19 protein-coding genes and 1 tRNA gene are annotated in these 22,226 nt (G+C 48.4%); 13 read left to right on the forward strand and 7 right to left on the reverse strand.

Going from position 1 to position 22,226, the window contains the following annotated elements; translation table 11 throughout:
* The first annotated feature begins 79 nt into the window (after positions 1–79).
* The 3 genes from P5G61_RS14690 (at position 80) to P5G61_RS14700 (ending at position 1,568) form a co-directional block, all read left to right on the forward strand.
* Positions 80–150, forward strand: a tRNA-Gly gene (locus tag P5G61_RS14690).
* 86 nt (positions 151–236) lie between these two features.
* Positions 237–875, forward strand: coding sequence for a pentapeptide repeat-containing protein (locus P5G61_RS14695; RefSeq protein WP_301247237.1), 639 nt, complete (start codon positions 237–239; stop codon positions 873–875).
* Positions 876–962: 87 nt separating this feature from the next.
* Complete coding sequence (locus P5G61_RS14700) at positions 963–1,568, forward strand: short chain dehydrogenase (protein ID WP_301247238.1); 606 nt, start codon at positions 963–965, stop codon at positions 1,566–1,568.
* 263 nt (positions 1,569–1,831) lie between these two features.
* On the opposite strand, the gene P5G61_RS14705 is transcribed toward P5G61_RS14700, so the two are convergent.
* Positions 1,832–2,692, reverse strand: coding sequence for a CYTH domain-containing protein (locus P5G61_RS14705; RefSeq protein ID WP_301247239.1), 861 nt, complete (start codon positions 2,690–2,692; stop codon positions 1,832–1,834).
* Between the two features lie 144 nt (positions 2,693–2,836).
* Complete coding sequence (locus P5G61_RS14710; RefSeq protein ID WP_301247240.1) at positions 2,837–3,745, reverse strand: LysR family transcriptional regulator; 909 nt, start codon at positions 3,743–3,745, stop codon at positions 2,837–2,839.
* A gap of 170 nt (positions 3,746–3,915) precedes the next feature.
* On the opposite strand from P5G61_RS14710, the gene P5G61_RS14715 reads away from it, so the two are divergent.
* From P5G61_RS14715 to P5G61_RS14730, 4 genes are all read left to right on the forward strand, one after another.
* On the forward strand, positions 3,916–4,932 hold the full coding sequence (locus tag P5G61_RS14715; RefSeq protein WP_301247241.1) for an ABC transporter ATP-binding protein: 1,017 nt from the start codon (positions 3,916–3,918) through the stop codon (positions 4,930–4,932).
* Positions 4,933–5,004: 72 nt separating this feature from the next.
* On the forward strand, positions 5,005–6,081 hold the full coding sequence (locus P5G61_RS14720; RefSeq protein ID WP_301247242.1) for an ABC transporter substrate-binding protein: 1,077 nt from the start codon (positions 5,005–5,007) through the stop codon (positions 6,079–6,081).
* 115 nt (positions 6,082–6,196) lie between these two features.
* Positions 6,197–7,882, forward strand: a complete 1,686-nt coding sequence (locus tag P5G61_RS14725) for an ABC transporter permease (protein ID WP_301247243.1) — start codon at positions 6,197–6,199, stop codon at positions 7,880–7,882.
* Positions 7,879–9,441 (forward strand): MBL fold metallo-hydrolase, encoded by a 1,563-nt coding sequence (locus P5G61_RS14730; protein WP_301247244.1) that lies wholly within the window; start codon positions 7,879–7,881, stop codon positions 9,439–9,441. The genes P5G61_RS14725 and P5G61_RS14730 overlap by 4 nt, the downstream gene beginning before the upstream one ends.
* Positions 9,442–9,601: 160 nt before the next feature.
* Here P5G61_RS14730 and P5G61_RS14735 read toward each other — a convergent pair whose 3' ends face one another.
* Genes P5G61_RS14735 through P5G61_RS14745 form a run of 3 tightly spaced genes read right to left on the reverse strand, consistent with a single transcriptional unit; the run spans position 9,602 to position 12,462 of the window.
* Positions 9,602–10,156, reverse strand: coding sequence for a GerMN domain-containing protein (locus P5G61_RS14735; protein WP_079348543.1), 555 nt, complete (start codon positions 10,154–10,156; stop codon positions 9,602–9,604).
* Between the two features lie 41 nt (positions 10,157–10,197).
* Positions 10,198–11,613: an N-acetylmuramoyl-L-alanine amidase family protein gene (locus P5G61_RS14740; protein ID WP_301247245.1), complete on the reverse strand. Its 1,416-nt coding sequence runs from the start codon at positions 11,611–11,613 to the stop codon at positions 10,198–10,200.
* 24 nt (positions 11,614–11,637) lie between these two features.
* Positions 11,638–12,462 carry a hypothetical protein gene (locus P5G61_RS14745; RefSeq protein WP_301247246.1) on the reverse strand — a complete coding sequence of 275 codons (825 nt, stop codon included), beginning with the start codon at positions 12,460–12,462 and terminating at the stop codon, positions 11,638–11,640.
* Positions 12,463–12,987: 525 nt separating this feature from the next.
* Between P5G61_RS14745 and P5G61_RS14750 the strand changes: the two genes are divergently transcribed.
* Together P5G61_RS14750 and P5G61_RS14755 are read left to right on the forward strand one after the other, a co-directional pair.
* Positions 12,988–14,217 (forward strand): anhydro-N-acetylmuramic acid kinase, encoded by a 1,230-nt coding sequence (locus P5G61_RS14750; protein ID WP_301247247.1) that lies wholly within the window; start codon positions 12,988–12,990, stop codon positions 14,215–14,217.
* A 123-nt stretch (positions 14,218–14,340) separates the two neighbouring features.
* Complete coding sequence (locus tag P5G61_RS14755; RefSeq protein ID WP_079348896.1) at positions 14,341–15,180, forward strand: MurR/RpiR family transcriptional regulator; 840 nt, start codon at positions 14,341–14,343, stop codon at positions 15,178–15,180.
* A gap of 148 nt (positions 15,181–15,328) precedes the next feature.
* On the opposite strand, the gene murQ is transcribed toward P5G61_RS14755, so the two are convergent.
* Together murQ and P5G61_RS14765 are read right to left on the reverse strand one after the other, a co-directional pair.
* A complete protein-coding gene (murQ, locus tag P5G61_RS14760; RefSeq protein ID WP_301247248.1) occupies positions 15,329–16,234 on the reverse strand; it encodes an N-acetylmuramic acid 6-phosphate etherase in 906 nt (301 codons plus the stop codon).
* Positions 16,235–16,256: 22 nt separating this feature from the next.
* On the reverse strand, positions 16,257–17,219 hold the full coding sequence (locus P5G61_RS14765) for an N-acetylglucosamine kinase (protein WP_301247249.1): 963 nt from the start codon (positions 17,217–17,219) through the stop codon (positions 16,257–16,259).
* 309 nt (positions 17,220–17,528) lie between these two features.
* On the opposite strand from P5G61_RS14765, the gene P5G61_RS14770 reads away from it, so the two are divergent.
* The 4 genes from P5G61_RS14770 (at position 17,529) to P5G61_RS14785 (ending at position 22,165) form a co-directional block, all read left to right on the forward strand.
* Entirely contained in the window at positions 17,529–18,932 is a 1,404-nt protein-coding gene (locus tag P5G61_RS14770; RefSeq protein WP_301247250.1) for an ABC transporter substrate-binding protein, read from the forward strand.
* A gap of 55 nt (positions 18,933–18,987) precedes the next feature.
* On the forward strand, positions 18,988–19,911 hold the full coding sequence (locus P5G61_RS14775) for a carbohydrate ABC transporter permease (protein ID WP_301247251.1): 924 nt from the start codon (positions 18,988–18,990) through the stop codon (positions 19,909–19,911).
* A 261-nt stretch (positions 19,912–20,172) separates the two neighbouring features.
* Positions 20,173–21,006, forward strand: a complete 834-nt coding sequence (locus P5G61_RS14780) for a carbohydrate ABC transporter permease (RefSeq protein ID WP_053780049.1) — start codon at positions 20,173–20,175, stop codon at positions 21,004–21,006.
* Between the two features lie 49 nt (positions 21,007–21,055).
* Positions 21,056–22,165, forward strand: coding sequence for an ABC transporter ATP-binding protein (locus tag P5G61_RS14785; RefSeq protein WP_301247252.1), 1,110 nt, complete (start codon positions 21,056–21,058; stop codon positions 22,163–22,165).
* Positions 22,166–22,226: the final 61 nt, after the last annotated feature.

Consider the following 22,226-nt stretch of genomic DNA (forward strand, 5'->3'; position numbering starts at 1 on the left):
ATGTAGCTCAGCTTGGTAGAGCACCTGGTTTGGGACCAGGGGGTCGCATGTTCAAATCGTGTCATCCCGATTTTTATATGCGGGTGTAGTTCAATGGTAGAACTTTAGCCTTCCAAGCTAATAGCGTGGGTTCGATTCCCATCACCCGCTTCATGGTAACATCAAAGAGAGCTCTTGCTTACTGCAAGGGCTCTTTTTGATATAGTAATTTATATAAGAAAATAGTGGGAGGACTTATGAAAACTAAAATGGAAACGCCAAAGATTCCTCTGGAGCTTGAAGACTTATCGTTGGCTTTAGAAGCATGGGAGAGCAAAGAAGAAATTAAGCATGGGCGATTCAGTAATATCGCTATTGAGAATCAGAGCGCCAGCAGGGTATCATTCGATAAAGTGGTTTTTGAGAACGTGATCTTTAGTGAGTCCTCATTACCGGAAGTCGAGCTTACCGATGTAATTTTTGATAAATGTGATTTGTCTAATATGAACTTTAACGGCTCTTTCCTCCACCGGACGGAATTTAGAAACTGTAAATTGCTTGGTACCAATTTTGCAAATAGCAGGCTCCAGAATGTAAGCTTTCAGGGTTGTGTCGCTGACCTTTCTTTATTCCGTTTCTCCAAGTTTAAACAGGTGAAGTACACCGAATCCTCTCTGGTGAGTGGCGATTTCTTTCAAGCTACACCTCAAAAACTGGAGTTCTCTGAATGCAATATAGACCAAGCTCTTTTGTCAGGTGTAAAACTTAAGGGAGTGGACCTTAGTGATTGTAGCTTTGAAAGGTTACATGTAGATATTGAGGATCTGGACGGATGCATCATCTCAGATTCTCAGGCAGCCTCTTTTGTTGGATTATTAGGCTTAATTGTGAAGTGAGTTTGATTATGTGAATGAACTTTGTTTAAATGAAGAGATCAACGAATGGATAATTTCATGCTTTCACTGATAAAAAGGAGGCGTAGTATGAAAAGGGCTCTGGTTATTGGAGGAAATGGCACATTAGGCAAGGCGGTTGTTGCGAAGCTTCAGGAATATTCCGTTGAGGTTATTACAGCCGGCAGGCAGTCCGGCGATTACCAGGTGGATATGACCTCGACAGAGAGTATTACAGCCCTCTTTGAAAGGGTGACTAATATTGACTATGTCATTGTTGCAGCAGGTCAGACTCATTATGCGAAGTTGGAGGAACTGACCCCGGAGAACAACATGATTAGTGTACAGGGCAAATTACTCGGTCAGGTGAATATCGTCTTGATTGGGCAGCATTACATCAACGATAAGGGGAGTTTTACGCTGGTCAGCGGCATTATACAGGACCATCCCATACTGAAAGGCGCATCCAGTGCTATGGTCAATGGTGCAATTGATTCGTTTGCCAAAGCAGCAGCGTATGAGCTTCCTCGAGGTATACGTTTGAATTCCGTTAGCCCTAACCTGTTTGTTGAATCCGCAGAGAAATATAAGGGTGTGTTTATTGGATTTAATCCGGTGCCTGTGGAGCGGGTCGCCAATACATTTATCCAGAGTGCGCTGGGGATCGAAACCGCCCAAACCTTTAAAATATACTAACTGTAAAGCATAATAAATACAAAGGAGATCAGCAATATATTCCTGCTGATCTCCTTTTGTTTTGGATGAAATGGGATTTAGGCTCTAATGGGCAGATAAAACCAAGCATATTATTGTATGTTTAAGCGATACGGTAAGAGAAGGGTAACGGACATGATCTGTTTCTTTTCATTAAGAACATAGTTATGCCCATTTTCCCCGTTGCCCTTTAAGCCGCTAGAGGCAGTTACGTAGACTTATAAGGTATAGACAACAACTACCAATTAGTATCTTTCCAAGATCAGCTGAGTTTTCAGGCCATCGGCAGGAATGAGCCAGTTTTTGTTCTGAAGCACTTGCATCAGTTGGGTACGCAGTCCGGAAACAGCCGAAGTATCTGTTGTTTTGAATGAAATCTCTACAATATTCTCTACTCCTGTGCCTGCTGCGTTACGAATAGGCCATACTTCAAGGGTAAGTTCTTGTCCATTCCATGTGCCTTCATAACGTTGGAACGTTACTGGGCCGTAGGCACGGGATTGTGTGAGTTGTTGTTTACCCCAGTTGGAGGAGGACCAATTTTTTAATTTGCCTGGCAGTTTGTCCAATAACATGTTCAATGCTTCTTGCTGTGATGGAAGTTGTACGCCTGTAGCTGTGGTATCCACCTTTTTGGTGTTGGAGAAGCTCAATGTTTGTTTGCCATATCCCCAGTCAATTTCAGCCTCATAATTATCGTCTGACGCATCAAATCCCTCTTGATTAGCCAGAGTCAGCGCCGCATTAACATCACCATTGATAACAGGATAGCGCTTTTTATAAGTCAGTTCATAATTGTTCTTGTCATCTTTCTTCCGAAAACGGACGTTCCATCCCTGTTGATCAAGATTCAATGCGTTGGTGTCGAAATACTCTGCACTAATGTTTTTTGCTGTGGAACTTAAGCCAAGCGTCTGAATGACTTCACTGCGTGGCGTCCCATCTGTGTTCAATACCAGCTCCGGCTTAGCCAGAAACTTCACTTCATAGGCAGGAACAGCATTAGCTGCTGCTGAAGCCTGTGGTGCTTCCAGAAACGTCAGTCCACTTCCCAATGTCACGATGCTCAACATGAATGAGGCGGTTACCTTTTTCCATTTTTTCAAAACCAATCACTCCCTAGGCTGGATTAACGTACAGACCCACTTTATCGTCCGAGTATATGAAAGCGATTAAATGGAAGGACTCGTTGCGTTAACCCTGCATAGATTTGATGAATGCCAAGCGATAGTTTATATGGGATAGCGGGATTATGAACTGAAAAGAGAGAAGCTATGGCTCTTGTCCCGCAGCACTTCCTTGAAGCGGTTGACCTGAACTGAAGGATGACGATCCTTGTTGTGGACGGTGTAAATATGCCGCGGAGCCTGCTCCCCAGGAATGGGGAGTACCTTGATCAGTCCATGCTGCTCCTCCCACTGTACGGCCATTCGTGACATGAACGAGATATGACCACCGAGTAAAACCAGCTGCTTGATTGCTTCCAGAGAATCCATCTCCACGGTACTCCGCAGACGAATATCGTGTTGCTCCAGCCATTGGTTGGTTAAACGGCGAGTGCTGGATTCATTCCCGTGGAGCGCAAAAGGAACCTGTGCCATATGCTCGGGTTTTAATACATCCCTTTGGGCCAAGGCATGCTGTGGAGAACAGATTAATACCAGATCGTCTTCACACAGCGTTTCTGCTTGCAGTACCGGACCCACAAATGGTTCAGAAGAGATCACACCCAGATCAATCTGGTGACGGATCAACATTTCGCGGATAACGGGTGAAGGCTTGACCGATAACATAATTCGAATACCGGGGAATTCCTGAGAAAATGTGTTCAAAATAGGTGGCAACAGATATGTTGCAGGTACATAGCTCGCTCCAATGTGCAGGGTGCCCCGATACAGGCTGTCATATTCCTGTACGACTCTGCGTGCTTCCTGGGTCAGGGCATTGATTTTGACGGAATAATGTAAAAGGGCTTGTCCAGCCTCGGTCAGAAACGTCTTTCCACTACGCGATTCAAATAATCGTACCCCCATCTCTTCCTCCAGAGACTTCATATGAAAGGTAACGGTAGGCTGCTTAATGCCGAGAAGCTCGGCCACACTGGTCATATGATGATGCTTATCAATGAGTTCAACAATTTGCAGTTTAATCAGGTTCAACGAACTCAACACTCCTCTCAGGTAACTTTGAATCACCTTATATAGATTTAATCTATGAAGATCAACAGAATTCATCTAAAAAGTTAATTCCAATTTTACATTTCTAACATACAACTCGCGAAAGCGGACGTTAGACTGAGAACAGTACAAGAAGACAGGCAGGGATGCTTATGAAAATGGAAATTACGGGAATTCAAAAATCATTCAATCGCACTCCCGCACTGCTGCCCACGGATTTAACGCTTCAGCATGGACAGTTTACGACGTTGCTTGGCCCATCCGGCTGCGGCAAAACGACACTGCTGCGCATGCTGGCCGGGCTGGAGCAGCCGGATGCGGGAGAAATCGTCGCGGATGGCAAGAGTTTCTACTCGGCGACGAGGCGAATAGATGTACCGACACATAAGCGTAATCTGGGCATGGTGTTTCAGGATTTTGCATTATGGCCGCATATGACAGTGTACGAAAATGTGGCGTTCGGCCTAAAGGCCGGAAAGCAAAAATCGGATCTGCGCCAGAAGGTGACCGAAGCACTTGGTATGGTTCGCCTGCAAGGCATGGAGGATCGCTATCCTCATCAGCTGTCGGGAGGACAGCAGCAGCGGGTTGCTTTTGCCAGAGCGGTAGCGGTGAGACCGGGGATTATCCTGTTCGATGAGCCGCTAAGTGCACTGGATGCCGTACTGCGGGAAGAGATGCGGATTGAGATGATGTCCTTGGTACGGGATATGGGACTGACCGCGCTGTACGTCACCCATGATCAGGTTGAGGCGATGTCGATGTCGGATGAGATTGTGGTGATGGAGAAGGGGCGGATATTGCAAAAAGGAACCCCGGAAACGATCTACGGATCGCCAAGCGATCCCTTTGTTGCTTCGTTTATCGGAAAGTCCAACTGGCTTACGCCTAATCAGTCCATGGTGAGACCGGAACATGTCTCCTGGAGCAAAACAGGTCATGATGATCTGTGTTATCAGGCCGTGGTGCTCAGCGTCAGTTATGTAGGAGAACGTTATGAAATTCGGGTGCAGATGGAAGGGCTGGGGGTATGGACAGCCTATCTGGATCAAAGAGTGCGTGTAGGGGAGAAGATTCAGCTCTATGTATCCCCGGAGCGGATCTGCCGAATGAACGGGCAAGATAGCCCGAATGTGAAGCAGCGAGAATTCATAGCAGCAGCTAACTAACCAATATGGACAGCCTGAGTTTGCAGAAACTTGAATACCAATATAATCAGAAACCAAGGGAGATGGAATGAAATGTTAGGTATGAAGACACGGAAGAGAAGCGCAATGCTGTTATTATCAGCGGTAATGAGTATCAGTTTGTTCGGATGCAGCACTGGTAATTCAACCACCGGGAATGCGGGTCAAGCTGCAGGGGAAGGCAGTGCTGCTACTGCATCGGCGGAAACGACAAAACCAGCCGGCGGCAAGCTGGTAGTGTACAGTGCAGGACCACAGAAGCTGGCGGATAACATCATCAGCGGATTTACAGCCAAGACGGGCATTGAAGTAGAGATGTTCCAAGGTACAACAGGTAAAATTCTGGCTCGCATGGAAGCTGAGAAATCCAATCCGGTAGCGGACGTCGTTATTCTGGCCTCCCTGCCTTCAGCACAAGCACTGAAAGCGGATGGTCTGACACTCCCGTATGCTGATGCCGAGAATGCAGACAAGCTGAACAAGGATTGGTCGGATGCCGAAGGTAACTATTTTAGCTCCAGTGCTTCTGCGCTCGGCATTGTCTACAATACCAAGCTGGTGTCCACGCCACCAACCAGTTGGGCTGAACTTGCAACACCTGCCTGGAAGGACCTAGTCAACATCCCGGATCCTACGCTGTCTGGTTCGGCGCTGGACTTCATTACAGGATACCTGAGTGCGAACGGAGATAAGGGCTGGGACTTGCTGGACAGCTACAAAGCAAATGGTGTAGCGATGGCAGGAGCAAATCAGGAAGCGCTTGATCCGGTTATTACCGGAGCGAAGAGCATCGTAGCAGCTGGTGTGGATTACATGGCGTATTCCTCCAAAGCCAAAGGTGAACCACTGGATATTGTATATCCAGAGGAAGGGACTGTAATCAGTCCGAGACCGGCAGCGATCCTGAAATCGAGTCAGAATGTGGAGAATGCCAAGGCGTTTATCGACTACCTGTTGTCCGATGAGGCACAGAAGCTCGTTACAGATGCTTACCTGATTCCGGGACGTGAAGATATCGAGGCCACTAACCGGGCGAATGTGAAAGACATCCCGCAGCTCAAAGTGGATTGGAACTGGATGAGTGAACACGGAGATGAGACAGCGGCACGTTTCTCCGAGACTTTTAAATAAGATTATGCATTCTTCCCGAGCATCTATGAATTAGATATAACGACTGGATCTTGAGAGTAATGAGAGTAAGCAACATAGAGAGTGTCTTGTGGAAGTCATGTGAGGTGAAAACGTAGTGAAACCAGTTGTAGTTGACAACAACCGTATTTTTCGGAGAGTGGGCGTGATTCTGGCCCTCTTTCTGCTAACGATAAGCATTGGTGTACCGCTCTTGCTGATTTTCTGGCAGAGTGTGTACCCGGATGGGCAATGGGATTGGATGGCTCCGATTCGGACCATTACCGGCCAGCATTTATCCGGGGTGCTGCTGAATTCCGTCTGGTTAGGGATCTGCGTAGTAGCTGTAACAACGCTGCTGGCATTGCCACTGGCCTGGATGATGGCGAAGACCCGCATGGGTCAACATCGCTGGGTGGACGTAATCCTCATGATTCCGTTCATGACTCCACCGTATATCGGCTCCATGGGCTGGATTCTGTTTATGCAAAAAGGGGGATACCTGCAGCAATGGGTGCCCTCCGCTGCAAGCTGGAGTGAGCTGTTCTTCAGCTTCTGGGGCATGGTGCTCATTATGAGCCTGCACCTGTTCCCCTTCCTGTACCTGCTGCTTCGGGATGCAATCATTCGTATTGGAGGCAATCTGGAAGAAGCGGGAGCGGTGCACGGGGGACGTGCGGGATACCGATTCAGACGCATTATTTTACCACTGCTGTTGTCTTCCTACGGCATGGGGATCATGCTCGTCTTTGTCAAAACGATTGCAGAATTCGGAACGCCAGCAACCTTTGGACGCAAGATTGGCTATTATGTCATGACCTCTGAAATCCACAAGTATATCTCCAGCTGGCCGATTGATTTTGGCAAGGCGACTTCGCTTGCTTCTGTGCTGCTGTCGGTCTGTCTGGTGATGTGGTACATGCAGTCTGCCATGAGTCGTAAGTTCACGTACCGACTGGTAGGGGGCAAAGGGCAGCGTTCCAAACGGTACTCCCTACGCGGCGGAGCAGGCTGGTTGTGCGGGTTGTATCTCGCGTTGCTGCTAATTCTGTCAGTGGGCATCCCGTATTTCTCCATTATTGCGGCGTCGACGATGAAGCTGCGCGGGGCGGGATTATCCTTCGATAATCTGACGCTGGATCATTACCGGGAATTACTGTCCTGGGGATCGGTCAGTATGAAAGCAATCGGGAACAGTCTGGGACTGTCACTGGCTGCTTCGACAGTTGCGGTTATTATCGGTACAGGTTTTGCACTGACGATTGGTAAATCATCTTCCTTTATGCAGCGTGTCATTGACCTGTTCAGTCTGCTGCCGAATACGGTACCAGGCATTGTCATGGTGGTGGGTCTCATCCTGTTCTGGAATTCACCATGGATGCCGTTTACGCTGTATAATTCGTACGGAATGGTTGTTCTGACGTATGTGGTGCTCTTCTTGCCTTACACGGTGCAGTATGTCAAATCAAGCTTCACCCAGATTGACGGAACGTTGTTCCAAGCGGGGCAGGTCTTTGGCGGAAAACCGCTGTATATTCTGCGGCGCATTCTTCTACCACTGATCATTCCCGGCATGCTGGCCGGGTGGATGATGACATTCACGATTGCCACCCGGGAGCTGGTAGGGTCGCTGTTGATTTTACCTCCATCGATGCAGACCTCGGCTACGTATATTTTTGCACAATTTGAACAAGGTCAGGTCTCATTGGGGATGGCGATGGCCGTGGTTACTGTCGGCATGACGGTACTGATGCTGCTTGGTATTGAAGTTCTGAATTCGAAGAGAAAGTGGAATGCATCATGATCAAACTGAAGGTATGGGGCGGTGCTGGGGAACATGGACGTTCCGCCTATCTGCTGAGTGGGAGCCTGGTTCAGCTTTTACTGGATTGTGGCGTGAAAAAAGAAGGAGCCGGCGAGTATCCGCTGATCGAACCGGAAATCGTTAAGAAGCTGGATGTAGTGCTGTTGTCACACGCCCATGAGGATCATTCTGTCGCTATTCCCTTGCTCTATAGGCTGGGGTATCAGGGCGAAGTATGGACAACGCGGGAAACCAGGGAGCAGCTGGACACCTATTTCAGAGCTTGGAGAAGAAATATGGAGCGAGCAGGGCATGCTCTGCCTTACGAAGAAGGCGATGAACAATTGATTCGTTATCGATTTCTGGAGGACGAAGCCGAGGGTGGAACCTGGTTTGATCTGTTCCCTGGCGTCTCGGCGGTCTGGGGGCGCAGCGGACACCTTGCAGGATCGGTATGGTTCGGGCTGGAAATGGAAGATAAGCGGATATTTTATTCCGGTGACTACACGTCGGAGTCCATGCTTCTACAGGAGGATTGTCCAGCCGATGTGTTCTGGCACGCAAGATTACCACGTAACAAGCGGGACCTTGATGCTTCAGTTAATACACGTTGGAAGCTGGATACACTAACCGCCGTGAATGGTGGGCATGCTGTGGCAGGAGAGCCATCCGCATCGCATACCTTGGCCTCTGCTTCATCCGAAGGGGTGTTGCGATCATCGGTATCAGCAGGAAGGCCTGTGGAGCAACAGTTTGCCTATGCCACATCGAAGGAAGCGGAAGTGACCCCGGCATCTCCAATCAGCCTGCTGGATTTGGCGATTGTGGATGCCGCATACGGTACAGATCGCGATACACAGGGCAACAAGCTGGAGCAACTGGAGCATGTCATCCGTGAGGCGATTGCCCGGGGTGGAAAGGTGCTGATGCCTATGCCTTCGGTAGGTCGTGGTCAGGAAATCATGCTGTGGGCACAGCAGCAGTTCCCGGACGTTCCGATTGTAGTGGAACAAGGCTTGGTGGACGGACTGAAGCAGCTTTTACGAGCCCCATATTGGCTAAAGGAAGAGGAAGAACACTTACCTGACCCTGTGCAGGATACGATTGGGCGTTTTCTGAGTGGTCAGGGTTGGGAGCTGCCTGTGACAAAGGAAGAACGAGAGCGGCTACTGAATCACCATGCGGCTTCTTTGTGGTTCATTCCGGACGGGATGATGCAGTCGTCTCTTGCTCGCTGGTACTATAGCCAGTTTGCGGACGGTGGAAATAATCTGGTGCTGCTCACCGGACATGTCTCTGCTGGCACATACGCTCACAGGCTTTTTCATAATCCTGCAAAGTACGGCGCGTGCGAAGTACGTAAAATACGTTATAAGGTACACCAGGGCTGGAAGGATGTTGAGACGATGCTGCACCAGGTTCCTGCAAGGCATACGGTGCTTGTGCATGCGGATCGGGCAGAGACGGATAAACTGAGAGAAGGCTTACTCAGCGAAAAATGGGTCTCGGGGAAGGAAATACTGCATTCGCTATCTCCCGGAGATGAGCTGTATCTGTAGATAGGAATTTTATAAGGATTGGATCTATGTAGGGCGTCCCTGGGGACGTCTTTTTGAATGTTGATTTTTATAAAAATAAAAATGCATGATGAGAAATTATGCTTCTCATCATGCAAGGGAGATGATTCAAGGAGAGAATCATCTGGTGCCTTTTTTAAAATTAGGATTGGCGCTGAATAGGATGCTCCAGCTCTGAATGGCCCATCAAGCTGTCCAGGGCTTCACCGTCCACTAGGATATCAATACTTTCTACTTCATCATATTGAAACATCGTCTGGGTCAGTGCATCCAATGCAAGCAGTTCGCCACTGGTTCCCAATTTGGCCTCATCCGGGATATGAATATCCAGAGTGACTTTGCCCTCGCCGTACTGTATGGAGAGCAATTCGACCTTCTCCCAGAGGGATACGAGCTCCGAATCGGTATTATTTTGTAAAGCTTCAAATGTTTTTTTATATTTCTCGGAATCGTCCTTATATTCAATTTCCTGCTCTTTTTTCTCCAGTTCCAGTACCTGTGAATCTGCGAAATACACATCAACCGCTTGTGTGTTCATTGTGCCCAGGTCCACCTTGGCTTCGGATGGGTTTGGTGACTGTCCCCCCTGAACAGCAGGTTCGGCCGATCCGGATTCACTGACTGGCTTCTGAGCACAACCAATGGCAACAATCATGAAGAAGGATAAGACGAGTGCACATCCCAATTTCGTTTTCAATGGATCACATCCTCCAGCGTATTTACATTATGTTTTATCTTTTAATTTATACCCAGGTATTCCTTAATCCCATCTGCTATCGCTTGAGCAGCTTTCATCTGAACGACATCGGACGACATCAGTTCTTCATCCATAACATTACTCAGAAATCCCACTTCCAAAAGTACTGCAGGCATGGTTGTGTCTCTGATCACTTCCAAGTTACCATTTTTCACACCACGGTCTTTGAGCCCCATGGCTTTAACCAAACGCTGGTGAATGATATTGGCTAATTCCTTGCTGCTACTACGTTGATAGTAGAACGTCTCCGTACCTGTCGCCTGGGGTGAGGACTCCACATTATTGCCATGGATAGATACAAATACATCCGCGTTTAATTGATTGGCGAGCTGAACACGCTCCGGGCGGGTGGGATAAGTATCACCGTCACGAGTCATCACCAATTCGATATCCGGCTCATTCAGAAGCAGTGCTTGTACTTTGAGAGCCAATGCCAAATTATATTCTTTCTCGGGTTTGTTGGTGATGCTGGTTGCTCCTGGATCTTTACCACCATGGCCGGGGTCGATGACAACAACCTTGCGCCCTGAATCCCCTACAGGAGTTACGGGAACGGATGTGACGCTATCTCCCGAAACATTCAGATCAATAATTAGTTTATCGGCAATGACGTTCTGGCTGTATTGGATATCCTTCACTTGATTCAATTCAACAACAATTCGGACTTGACCAGGGTCTTGTTTAAAAAGAGAATATCTAACTTCCGTTACATTGGGGTAAGCGTCCACATCCAGTTTGCCATTCATGTTTTGATTCAAAGGTTGCGCCAGATCACCAAACACGGCTCCGGGCAGATCCACGACCAGACGATCGGGATTCTTCAAAGTCGTCATCACGGGTTTGGATTGACCATCCATAGACACGACGAGCTGATTGTTAGCAAATTGGATATCCGTAACATGGGTTAGCGATGTTGGGTTGCTGTTTCCTGAACTGTTGCCAGGTTCGCTATTAGGCTCCTTATTGGTGTTCGTTAAGTATACGACTTTCTCCTTGTTGTCCCATTTCACCGTAAGCCCCATTTGTTCACTGACAAATCGAATAGGCACCACCAGAGTTTTATTCAAAATAAGTGGGGCTGTGTTCAGGGTAACCTGCTTGTCAGCTACCATGGCTTGTTTTTGATCTACGGTTAAAGATATCGTCTGGTCATCTTGCTGGATTTTTACATTGCGTGCTTGTTGATTCCAATCGACTTTGAATTTCAAATTCTCGGCAACGACACGAATCGGAATCATGACGTTCTTATTCACGATGGTCACCTGAACGTCACTTGGGAGGATTAATTCCTCACCGTCCAAAACAATTTTCGACGTGCTCACAGCGGCATTTCCCTGGTTAGGGAGTATAACCAGAAAGAACAGACTCAAAAACAGAAGTAAAATCGTTTTTTTCATTATGCACCTCTACTATTTAGATCGTTACTGTATGGGATACTTATCCAGCTTGAACCACTCGGTAAACTCATTACGGCTGATTTTCTTAACAGGCTTCACCTTGTTACTATCTATGCTATATCTATAAAGTATCATTTGATCAGACGGATACTCACTGATGTAATCTAGTATTTTTCCGTTTTTTTGCCACAGAATCAGATTGGTACTAATATAATTGGTTGCTCTGGGTAGGTATATAAAGCTTTCTTTCTGAACATTGTAGATGGCTAGTGAGCTCTTGGAGGGATCTCCGTAAGAGAAGGCTATCTGATCCTCGTGGGGTGCCCAGTTATAGGTGGCAATGGTTTCTATGTTTTTCTTGCCTGCTTTTTTCAATCGGTCATTTAATTCCGTCACTTCACCCGTTTGAAGGTTAAGCAGCATCAGCGTGTTTCCTGCGCTACGTTTTGCATGTATAGCAAGCCATGTATTGGAGTTGGAGGCAACAACACTTGAGATATCGAGCCAATTATCCTCCAAATCACTCGTTTCAATCGTATGTTTCTGGCTCCCCTTGGTGACGACAATGGATTGAATTACGTTTTGTTCAAATGTGGGCTTATCTTCCAACTTCACTGTAGTAGCGGTTAAAGTAATACTTCCTCCTTTCCAGATGATTTTGTTGGCACTGTTATTCTTTTTAAATGGTTTGATGCTTGCATAGATGGAAGGAGTTACAGAAGTTGCATCAACGGAACGTTGTGAAATTAGTTCTGGTACAGCTGGTTTGGCACCAACAATGGATGACGATGTAGTCGTCAATCCCCCCAGTAATAGTACCGTTGAAAACCAAATAGCAGCATTGTTCATCTCGGTATCTCCTTCCGCTTGTGACGGTTTCTAACCCTCAAAATGTCGATTCCAAAATATACCTTCATTATATAAACGGTAAAATTGTAAAAATGTTTCTTTTTTGATCGTTATTTATCTGTTTTTATTCAACTGAAAAATATTTACACTGGTCACTACGCGGTCAGAACAACCTTCCGATCGCTGTTATCCCCAGATTTTTTCGATTCCTTTTAAAAAGGGAAAATCCGGGGATAGCGTATGCTTCCGATGTAGCTTCCTTTTAGAAAGCTTTTAGGCGAACGCTTTGCTTCTTCAGGTTATTTCTGCCCTCTCCGTTATCTTGTAAATTGTTTAGTTTAATCTAAATATTCATATCACAAAAAACATCTTGTGAGCATTCCAGTTTGGACAAAGACTAGCTATGGTTGGAAGGGTGTAATTAAATTTCATAAAATATTTGACTTGTGAAATTTTATATCATATACTGGGTGAAATTATGGCAGGATGACGTGTTCATCGGGTCTGGCGGGAGGTTGTGAATGGATGGATACAGGCAGCTATCCGATGTGGGAGCAATATCGCTTGAAGCGGGAGCATTACATCATTGGATTGATGTCAGGCACGTCCCTCGACGGGACGGATGCGGCATTAGTGCGGATTCTGACAGATGACAGCGGGGCATTGCAAAAGATCGATCTGGTTGACTTCGTCTGCGTACCGTACTCCAATGAATTGAGAGAAGTGCTGATTCGACTATGCTCACCGGAGACGGCACGTGTGGATGAGCTAACGGCTGCACATTTTGGCGTATCGGAGTGGTATGCACACAGTGTCAGAGAGCTTATTCGATCCTCAGGAATCTCATCCGGGCAGGTGGATGCGATCAGCATGCATGGGCAGACCGTATGGCACGCACCCGTTGCTTCGGATTTTCCGGGGCCAACTGGTGGGAGCCTTCCCGTGGTGTCCACGCTCCAGATTGGCGAATGCGCCGTTGTCCGTGAACGAACGGGACTGCCGGTGATCGGCAATCTGCGTGCAAGGGATATGGCGGCTGGTGGGGAAGGAGCGCCTCTCACTCCTTACGCCGATGCGTTAATGTTTCGCAGCCCAACGGAAGGGCGGCTGGTACAAAATATCGGCGGCATTGGCAACGTTACGGTGCTCCCGGCGGCGTCATCTGCCGCAGGTATTTCGGCTTTTGATACAGGACCTGGCAATATGGTGATGGACGCGATTGTACGCCAGGCGACAGGTGGGCGGCAGCATTATGATCCAAATGGAAGCATGGCCGCACAAGGGACGTTTGATCAGAGGCTGGTGAATCTGTGTTTGGACGATGATTATTTCAAAAGACTTCCCCCCAAGAGCACCGGACGTGAAGTATACGGTGCGGCATATGCAGCGCGCCTGATGGATATGGCCGCTGCGCGTTCCTTATCCCTGGAAGATACGCTGGCTACCGCCACCTGTCTAACTGCGGAGACGATCGTGCGGGCAGTGGAGGATTTTATCCTGCCGAAGGTGCGAATATCGGCCATGCTGGCCTGCGGAGGCGGCACTTCCAATGCCGCGCTGATGGAGATGATCCGACAGCGACTCCCGGAAGGCATCCGTTTGGAACGTACCGCGGATTATGGCATACCGGATGATGCCCGCGAAGCGATCGGATTTGCCCTCCTTGGCCATGAGGCACTTATGGGCAGAACCAACACACTCCCGGCAGTAACCGGCGCGAAACACGCAGTAATATCGGGCAATCTGACACTGTAGTGAGTCCTGGTTTTCGAATGATTTGGCTATGCAAGAGCGTTTAACCGATTAGACTCCATTGCAATTATAGGATAAAATGCTTGTACATGAATGCAGTACGGAAAGGAGGAGCGGATGGAAGGCATGAAGGGTGGACTTGTACGTTTACGCGCATTAATGGACGACTTAACTCCGTCGGAACGGAAGATTGGGGCCTATATTCTGGATCATCCCCAAGAGACGGTTCAGTCCTCGGTGGCACAGCTGTCTGAACGGAGCGGTGGCAGCCCGGCTGCCATTATCCGTCTCTGCAAATCGCTGGGTGTAACGGGTTTTCAGGAGCTGAAGCTGAAGATTGCCGGAGATTTGCAGACAGGTGAGCAATATCAATATACGGAGATTCGTCCCCAGGACTCCATGGAGAGCATTATTCAGCATGTGTCCGCAAACAATATTCAATCGGTGAAGGATACAGTTCATATTTTGGATCCGCGTCTGGTGGAACAGGCAGTGGACGTGCTTCATCGGGCGAAACGAATCTTTTTCTACGGGGTGGGGGCCTCCAACCTGATTGCGCTGGATGCACACTACAAGTTCATGCGAATCAATCGTACAAGCTTTTCGTTCGCCGATCCGCATATGCAGATTTCGTCCGCAACGACGCTTCGCGAAGATGATGCGGTGGTATGTATCTCATACTCAGGGGAGACTTCGAACGTGATCTCCTGTCTGAAGCATGCCCGTGAAGGCGGCGCTGCAACGATTAGCATTACCAAGTGGGGCAGCAATACGCTCAGCAGTCTGGCGGATGTACCCCTGATGATTACTTCCACCGAAAGCGATATCCGGAGCGGAGCAACGTCGTCACGCATTGCACAGCTGAACGTCATCGACATTTTGTATTTGGCGATTGCCAGCCGCGACTACAACCAGTCGGTGGAATATTTGGAAAAGAGTCGGCAGGCTATTTTGGAGCATAAGTGAAGTAGAACCGTATGTATCCCTTTCTGTTTATACAGGAGGGGATTTTTTTGACGGATGATATCCGCTTATAGTATGAAAAAATCAAAAAAAGAGCCCAGACACCTATATCGGGCTCTTTCAACTTCAAGGGCTATGCGCCCTGCATGATTCAGGAAGAACCCCCAATGGCACTGCGGACAAATCCGTCCGCCAGATCCAGTCTGCGCTGAGCTTCCACGGCGTCCACGCCTGCCATCAGCATAACGATTGCTGTTTTCACATGACCGTCTGCGCTGGCAAAAGCCTGTTCAATGTCCGCTTCGTTCGCTCCGGTTGCCAAATGGATCATGCGTTTGGCCCGATGAACAAGCTTCTCGTTCGAAGGGTTCAGATCCACCATAAAATTACGGTAGACCTTGCCCAGACGAATCATGGCGGTAGTAGTGAGCATGTTCAGAATCATCTTCTGGGCGCTGCCTGCCTTCATGCGTGTTGACCCCATGACAACCTCAGGACCTACAACAGCCTCGATGCTCACATCAGCCAAAAGGGTCATCGGCGTACCTGCGTTGTTACTCAGGCTGATCACAGTAGCCCCGATCTCTTTGGCGTGTCTCATCGCACCCAGCACATATGGCGTTCGCCCACTAGCTGCGATACCAACCACGACATCGTTTTCGTCTAATCCATGCTCATCCAGGTCCGCAGCTCCCAATTCCTCGCTATCTTCAGCACCTTCTACCGGATCCTTCACTGCCCGGAATCCCCCTGCAATAATACCCTGCACCATGGAGGGAGGGGTTCCGTAGGTAGGCGGGCATTCAGAAGCGTCAAGTATTCCCAATCGTCCACTGGTACCTGCACCTACATAGAACAGCCTACCGCCGGACTGAAATGCTGCCAAGATCAGGTCCGCCGCTTGGGCAATGACCGGGATTAGGGGCTGAATCAGCTCCGCAATTCGTTGATCTTCCTTATTGATCAGTTCCATAATTTCTGCCGATGGCAATTCATCTATATGATCCGTTAGTGGATTGGGTTGTTCCGTTAATAATGAGTTCAGCATGTGGTTCATCCGTATGGCCTCCTTCTCTCTTTCAAAATGATTCATTCAGGGAACAGCGTCTTCTTGCCAGCTGTGCTGCACCTACTGCTGGAGCAGGGGCATCTTCACGATATACCAAGTCCAATTTTTCATAATATCCTGACAGCTTCTGGATAAATGTATTTCGGAAAAGTGTAGCGTATCGGAACAGTGATCCAGACAGGACAACCTGAGTGGTTGCAAATTCCGGATGACGGGCAATCAGTGCCTTGGCGGTATCTGCCAATTGTGCAGCTGCATCGATGATCAGTGCCCGGGCAGCCTCATCCCCGGATTCAGCAGCTTCTATGGCAAGTCGGGCGATGGATGCGGTCTCGGTTTTGCCCCAATCATTCTGGTACACCCGCGCCTTTAGCTCGGATATATCCCGAAGGTTCAGCTTCTTTATAAGAAGCGGAGTTAAACCGGTTGGAGGAAGAACACCGTCATAACTCTGCATGACCACTTGCAGTGCACGTTGTCCAATGCGATAGCCACTCCCTTCATCTCCGAGCAGATGACCCCAGCCTCCCGCACGGTATCGTTCTCCTTCCAGCGTAAAACCGTACACGATGGACCCTGTTCCAGAGATGCACAGTACACCGTGAGTCTGTCCGAGAGAAGCCATCAGGGCAATCTCTCCTTCGGATACCACCCAGACTGGACAGACATCTGATCTGTGTCGATTACGGTTCTTCATATAGTTATTTACTGTGTCGGCTATAAGTTGCCGTTCTTGGATTGTATCTACACCTGACATGCCGAGGCATATACCTTCACAATTTGTCGATAAGTCACTTCTTAGATTAAATAGCTGTTCCAGCACTTGTTGCAGTTCGGAAAGGGCCTGTTCAGGTGGTACGCTGTGAGGGTTCGTGGGACCGCCGCTGAGCCGGGCAAGAATTTCTCCAAATTCAGAAATGATTGCTGCATCAGTATTGGTACCGCCTCCATCTACGCCTACAAATACTCGCAAAGTGGCTCACCTCGCTTGCTTGAGTTTTCTTTTTACATAGTATAGAGGCATAAAAAGAAAAAGTAAAATTAAATTTTATAATAAAAAATAATGTTGAATTTTTATTTCATAGCTCATATAATGAATTCAATCTACAATTTTGGAAGGAATTAATACTGTTAATGTCAACTAAGTTGACGTTAATATTGCATTTAAGAGATTAATCCTGCGTACGTTCAGGTCTAATCCATAAGGAGGTGCATTTTCCTTACTGCCACGTTCATTAGTCAGTTATGCCGTTTAAGGATGGATGATTTCAAAAGGGGTAGCATGGTTAGGCAATGCAATAATCGGGAGACGACACGCGAAGGAGATGAAGGGATGAAAAAGAAGGGTCTGGTATGGGCAATGTTGTTGATGATGGTCTGGGTTACTGCCTGCGGGAATAGCGGTGGTGCTGCTTCAGATGATCCCAATGCGGAAGATACGGTGACGGTATGGACTTATCCGGTGCATGGGACGTATGAAGATGAACTGAAGGATCTGATCGTTGATTTCAATAAAGAACACCCGAACATTACCGTGAAGACGGAAATGCTCTCCTGGGCGGAAGGGCCCAAAAAATTCGATGTCGCTCTGAACGCGGGCAACCCGCCGGATCTTTACTTTCATAGTGTAGATGGCACATATGTGAATACGGGGTTGGCACTTGAGCTGGATAGCTACCTGACACCTGAGATCAAGGATGACTATCTGCCGGGTACGCTTGAATTGGGCCAGATCCAAGGGAAGCAGTACGGTCTGCCGTTGTATCAATTCCAATGGGCATGGGGTGGTAACAAACGCATCCTGGAGGAAGCGGGTATTGACTGGAAATCCATTCAGCAAAATGGCTGGACTTGGTCCGAATTCAATGCTGCTGCAGCCAAGCTGACGAAAACGATGGATGGCGGGGCTAAACAGTATGCACTGGTTACCGACGGAACTTCGCTTGATTTCATTGAAATGCTGTCCCGGAACAACGGCATGATTGACGTTCTTGACAAAGACGGCACGTTCCAATGGAATGATGGCCGCATTCTGGACACTCTCTCTTTTATCAAAAACCTGATGGATCAAGGTTATATGCCGAAGGAAACGGCAGCTCTTGCTCCAGCAAAACGGACGGATATGTTCTACGCGGGTGAAACGGCAATCATCTCCAAAGCGATTCCTTATTATGATGTCATGATTCAGAACCGCAACAAGGATATTGATGACGGAAAGGTACAAGGGGAGAAAATTGATTTTGTCCTGCTGCCTGTACCGCATAACGACGATCAACCTGCGGCAACAACGATGGGTGGCGAAGGGTACGTAGCCTTCAAGCAGAAGAAGGACAAAGGCGAACAGCATGCCCAAAATACCTTCCTCGTGATGGAGGCGCTTAGTGGTGCCAAAGCAGGGAACTCGGCCAATGAACTGGCGCTCCCATTCGTAAGACAATCCCAGGCGGATCTGTTTAAAGGAAAAGAACTGGGTCAACCGGATAATCTGGATGCCGCGAAAGTGATGGCGGAGGACATCGCCATGCCGGTTGTACTGGAACTGGATATCGACAAAGCATCACAGCAAAAACAATTCAAGGAACAAGTGGTGAAGCCTAACATTCAGGCGCTGTTCTCAGGTGAGAAAACACCGGAGCAGATCGCAGAAGACTTCAAGAACAAAGGCCAGCAGATGTTTGGACAATAACTCTGACCATATAACATAACGTAAAACCACACTGATTAGGAGAGGAGGATTCGCCATGCAGACCGCCCTTGCGCCAAAACCGTCTGTACCCCGGACTTCCCGGGTTGCCCGGTTTTGGCGAGACTACGGGTGGGCGTATTTGTTCATTTTGGCGCCTGTCCTGCTGTTTCTCATTTTCACACTGTATCCTGTTCTGACGGCTCTCGTGATGAGCTTCCAGAAATACAACATCATGAATTCGACGTGGGTTGGATTGGATAACTACGAGCGACTGGTGAAGGATGAGACGTTCTGGAAGTCGATTAAGAACACACTTATCTTTACTGTGGGTACGGTACCGGTCAACATTCTTATTACATTTGTGCTGTCCTACTTCATCTTCCAGATGAAAAGCAAGTGGCAGACTTTTTTCAAAGCAACATTGTACCTGCCTGCGGTAGCATCCGGGGTAACCATCTCCATCGTATGGCTGGCGATCTTTGACCCGACGGATTCGGGACTGCTAAACCGCTTTCTCGGCCTGTTTGGCCTTGATCCGGTAATCTGGCTGGGTCAGTCAGGTACTGCACTCTTTTCACTCATTCTGATGAACTGGCTCGGATCGCACGGCGCGGGTATCATTCTGTATCTGGCAGCCATGGGCGGTATTCCGAAATCGCTGTACGAAGCGGCGGATATTGATCATGCCAGCGGCTGGACCCAGTTCAGCAAGATTACATGGCCGCTGCTCAAACCAACGACGCTGTATCTACTTGTGACAGGTGTGATTACGTCCTTCCAGGTGTTCATCTCGGTATATCTGATGACACAAGGTGGACCGAACTTTGCGACAACAACGATTGCTTATCTGATATACGAGACGGCATTCAAATTCTATGAATTCGGATTGGCTTCGGCACAATCGTTTGTATTGGCAGTCATCATCATTGTCATCTCCGTCATTCAGTTCAAATATTTCTCCAGCGATATTGAGTATTAGAGGTAGTTCAAAAAGTCCGCTTTTGATTACGAAGGATGCCTAGTGGCATCATCAGCATCGAATATGGAATTTAGCCGAAATAAGTGGGGGGCTTACGAAGTATGTTTCCTTCGGAAACATTGTGGTTGCTCACGTAGTTTTCCCTACGCTCCGCTACTCCATTTCTAGCTTCATCCCATCTTCTCGGTACTGAATACCGGTCTTTTTGAACACGTACTATTAGAGCATGTTGCATTAAGCATCCGGGGGTGAATGAAATCCATGAAATCAACACAGAAAAAGACACTGCTTGTCGTTGCATCCATTCTGCTGGTGGCCTGGGCGCTGGTGACGGTCATTCCGATGTATTGGATGCTCGTCGGTTCGGTGCAGGATAGCGCGATGTCGGCTTCATTTAGACCGCAGATGATTCCGGAGCAGTTGTCGTTATCACCATATGAGCGCTTTTTTGCCAAAACCGATGCCTGGCGCTGGCTATATAACTCGCTGTTGATCGCGGTCATTCTGACCGTGACGAATGTGTTCTTCGCCTCCCTGGCGGGATATGCGTTCGCCAAATTGAAGTTTCCAGGCAGTCAGGCGGTATTCTGGACCCTGCTGGGTACCATGATGATTCCAGCACAGGTCACGCTGATTCCTTTGTACATTCTGATGGTCAACGTGTTTGACCTGGGGGATACGTATACGGCCATTATTCTGCCTGCTGCCGTCAGCGTGGGCAATATCTTCTTGATGAAACAGTTCATGTCAACGCTCCCTACATCGCTGATTCATGCGGCACGTATTGATGCTTGCAGCGAATTCGGCATCTTCTGGAAAGTGATTCTGCCGATGGCAAAGCCGGGGATCGCGGTATTGGCGATTTTCACATTTGTCGCTTCATGGAACGAATTTTTCTGGCCGTTCCTCATTACCAATTCCAACGAGATGCGCACCGTTCAGGTGGGGCTGGCCTCGTTCGTATTTGCCGAATCAACGGACTTCGGCGCCATGATGGCAGGGGCGACAATTGGTGCGCTGCCGATGATTATTCTGTTTTTCTCACTGCAACGTTATTTCCTACAGGGCATTACGATCGGTGCGGTTAAAGGTTAAGGTGGACGGTTAGTTCAGGACAAGCGACAACGTAAAGGGGGATCTACCTATGGCACGCGTGGAGTTTCGCCAAGTGCGCAAAGAATTCAAAGACGATCATAAAGGAACGTTCACGGCTGTGGCCGGCTCGGACTTTGTTATAGAAGATAAGGAATTCGTGGTTTTTGTGGGTCCTTCGGGCTGTGGCAAGACAACGTCATTGCGGATGATTGCGGGACTGGAAAAGCAGACGAGTGGAGACATTGTCATCGGGGAACGGGTTGTGAACGATCTGCATCCGAAGGATCGGGATATTGCGATGGTATTTCAGGATTATGCGCTGTATCCACATATGACGATCCGTGAAAATCTGTCTTTTGGCCTGAAAAATCTAAAGAAGTCAAAGTCCTTTATTGATGAACAGGTACAGAACGCTGCCTCCATTCTGGGGCTGGAAGCGATGCTGGAGCGCAAACCGCGCGAGCTGTCCGGTGGTCAGCGTCAGCGTGTGGCGGTGGGTCGGGCGATCGTCCGTGATCCGCAGGTATTCCTGTTCGACGAACCGCTCTCCAATCTGGATGCCAAGCTGCGGGTGCAGATGCGGGTAGAATTGGGCGAGCTGCATAAACGGCTCGGTGCCACAATTGTATACGTTACGCATGATCAGGTGGAGGCCATGACACTGGGGGAGCGCATCGTGGTCATGAATCATGGAGATATTCAGCAGGTGGCTTCACCGAAAGAACTGTATGCGAGTCCGCGGAATATGTTTGTTGCCGGATTTATTGGTTCCCCCGCAATGAATTTCATTGATGCACGGATTGAAGGCACGCAGGTTGTTATTGAGGGAGCATCATTCACCTTGCCAGCAGATGTACTCGCTCGTCTTCAGAGCTATCAGGGCAAGTCAGTGATTATGGGTCTGCGTCCAGAGCATATTTTTGGTGACGATGTTGCTCCGAATATTCCGACAGACCATATGCTGCAGGCGCGGGTTCAAGTCGTGGAGCATCTGGGCTCCGAGAATCTGGTGTATTTCCATTCCGGTGCCCGTACCGTTACAGCCAAGGTTCACCCGGAAACGCATGCTTATGTAGGAATGGACAAAAATTTTGTATTGGACCTGCGTAAGGCGCACTTTTTTGACCCGGAGACGGAACTGGCGATTGGACGGGAATAAGCTATATCGGCTGAAATGTTTCGCTTCTTTGGAATGGTTCTGCCTTCTCCGTTATCGTGTA

The sequence above is a fragment of the Paenibacillus vandeheii genome (assembly GCF_030433635.1).
GTDB lineage: Bacteria > Bacillota > Bacilli > Paenibacillales > Paenibacillaceae > Paenibacillus > Paenibacillus vandeheii.

What these genes read in the sequence shown, in the direction of transcription:
- P5G61_RS14785 (WP_301247252.1), top strand. Translation starts at nt 21,056, where the DNA reads ATGGCACGCGTGGAGTTTCGCCAAGTGCGCAAAGAATTCAAAGACGAT.
- P5G61_RS14730 (WP_301247244.1), top strand. Translation starts at nt 7,879, where the DNA reads ATGATCAAACTGAAGGTATGGGGCGGTGCTGGGGAACATGGACGTTCC.
- P5G61_RS14740 (WP_301247245.1), bottom strand. Translation starts at nt 11,613, where the DNA reads ATGAAAAAAACGATTTTACTTCTGTTTTTGAGTCTGTTCTTTCTGGTT.
- P5G61_RS14715 (WP_301247241.1), top strand. Translation starts at nt 3,916, where the DNA reads ATGAAAATGGAAATTACGGGAATTCAAAAATCATTCAATCGCACTCCC.
- P5G61_RS14755 (WP_079348896.1), top strand. Translation starts at nt 14,341, where the DNA reads ATGAAGGGTGGACTTGTACGTTTACGCGCATTAATGGACGACTTAACT.
- P5G61_RS14745 (WP_301247246.1), bottom strand. Translation starts at nt 12,462, where the DNA reads ATGAACAATGCTGCTATTTGGTTTTCAACGGTACTATTACTGGGGGGA.
- P5G61_RS14695 (WP_301247237.1), top strand. Translation starts at nt 237, where the DNA reads ATGAAAACTAAAATGGAAACGCCAAAGATTCCTCTGGAGCTTGAAGAC.
- P5G61_RS14700 (WP_301247238.1), top strand. Translation starts at nt 963, where the DNA reads ATGAAAAGGGCTCTGGTTATTGGAGGAAATGGCACATTAGGCAAGGCG.
- P5G61_RS14750 (WP_301247247.1), top strand. Translation starts at nt 12,988, where the DNA reads ATGGATACAGGCAGCTATCCGATGTGGGAGCAATATCGCTTGAAGCGG.
- P5G61_RS14720 (WP_301247242.1), top strand. Translation starts at nt 5,005, where the DNA reads ATGTTAGGTATGAAGACACGGAAGAGAAGCGCAATGCTGTTATTATCA.
- P5G61_RS14775 (WP_301247251.1), top strand. Translation starts at nt 18,988, where the DNA reads ATGCAGACCGCCCTTGCGCCAAAACCGTCTGTACCCCGGACTTCCCGG.
- P5G61_RS14770 (WP_301247250.1), top strand. Translation starts at nt 17,529, where the DNA reads ATGGTTAGGCAATGCAATAATCGGGAGACGACACGCGAAGGAGATGAA.
- P5G61_RS14780 (WP_053780049.1), top strand. Translation starts at nt 20,173, where the DNA reads ATGAAATCAACACAGAAAAAGACACTGCTTGTCGTTGCATCCATTCTG.
- murQ (WP_301247248.1), bottom strand. Translation starts at nt 16,234, where the DNA reads ATGAACCACATGCTGAACTCATTATTAACGGAACAACCCAATCCACTA.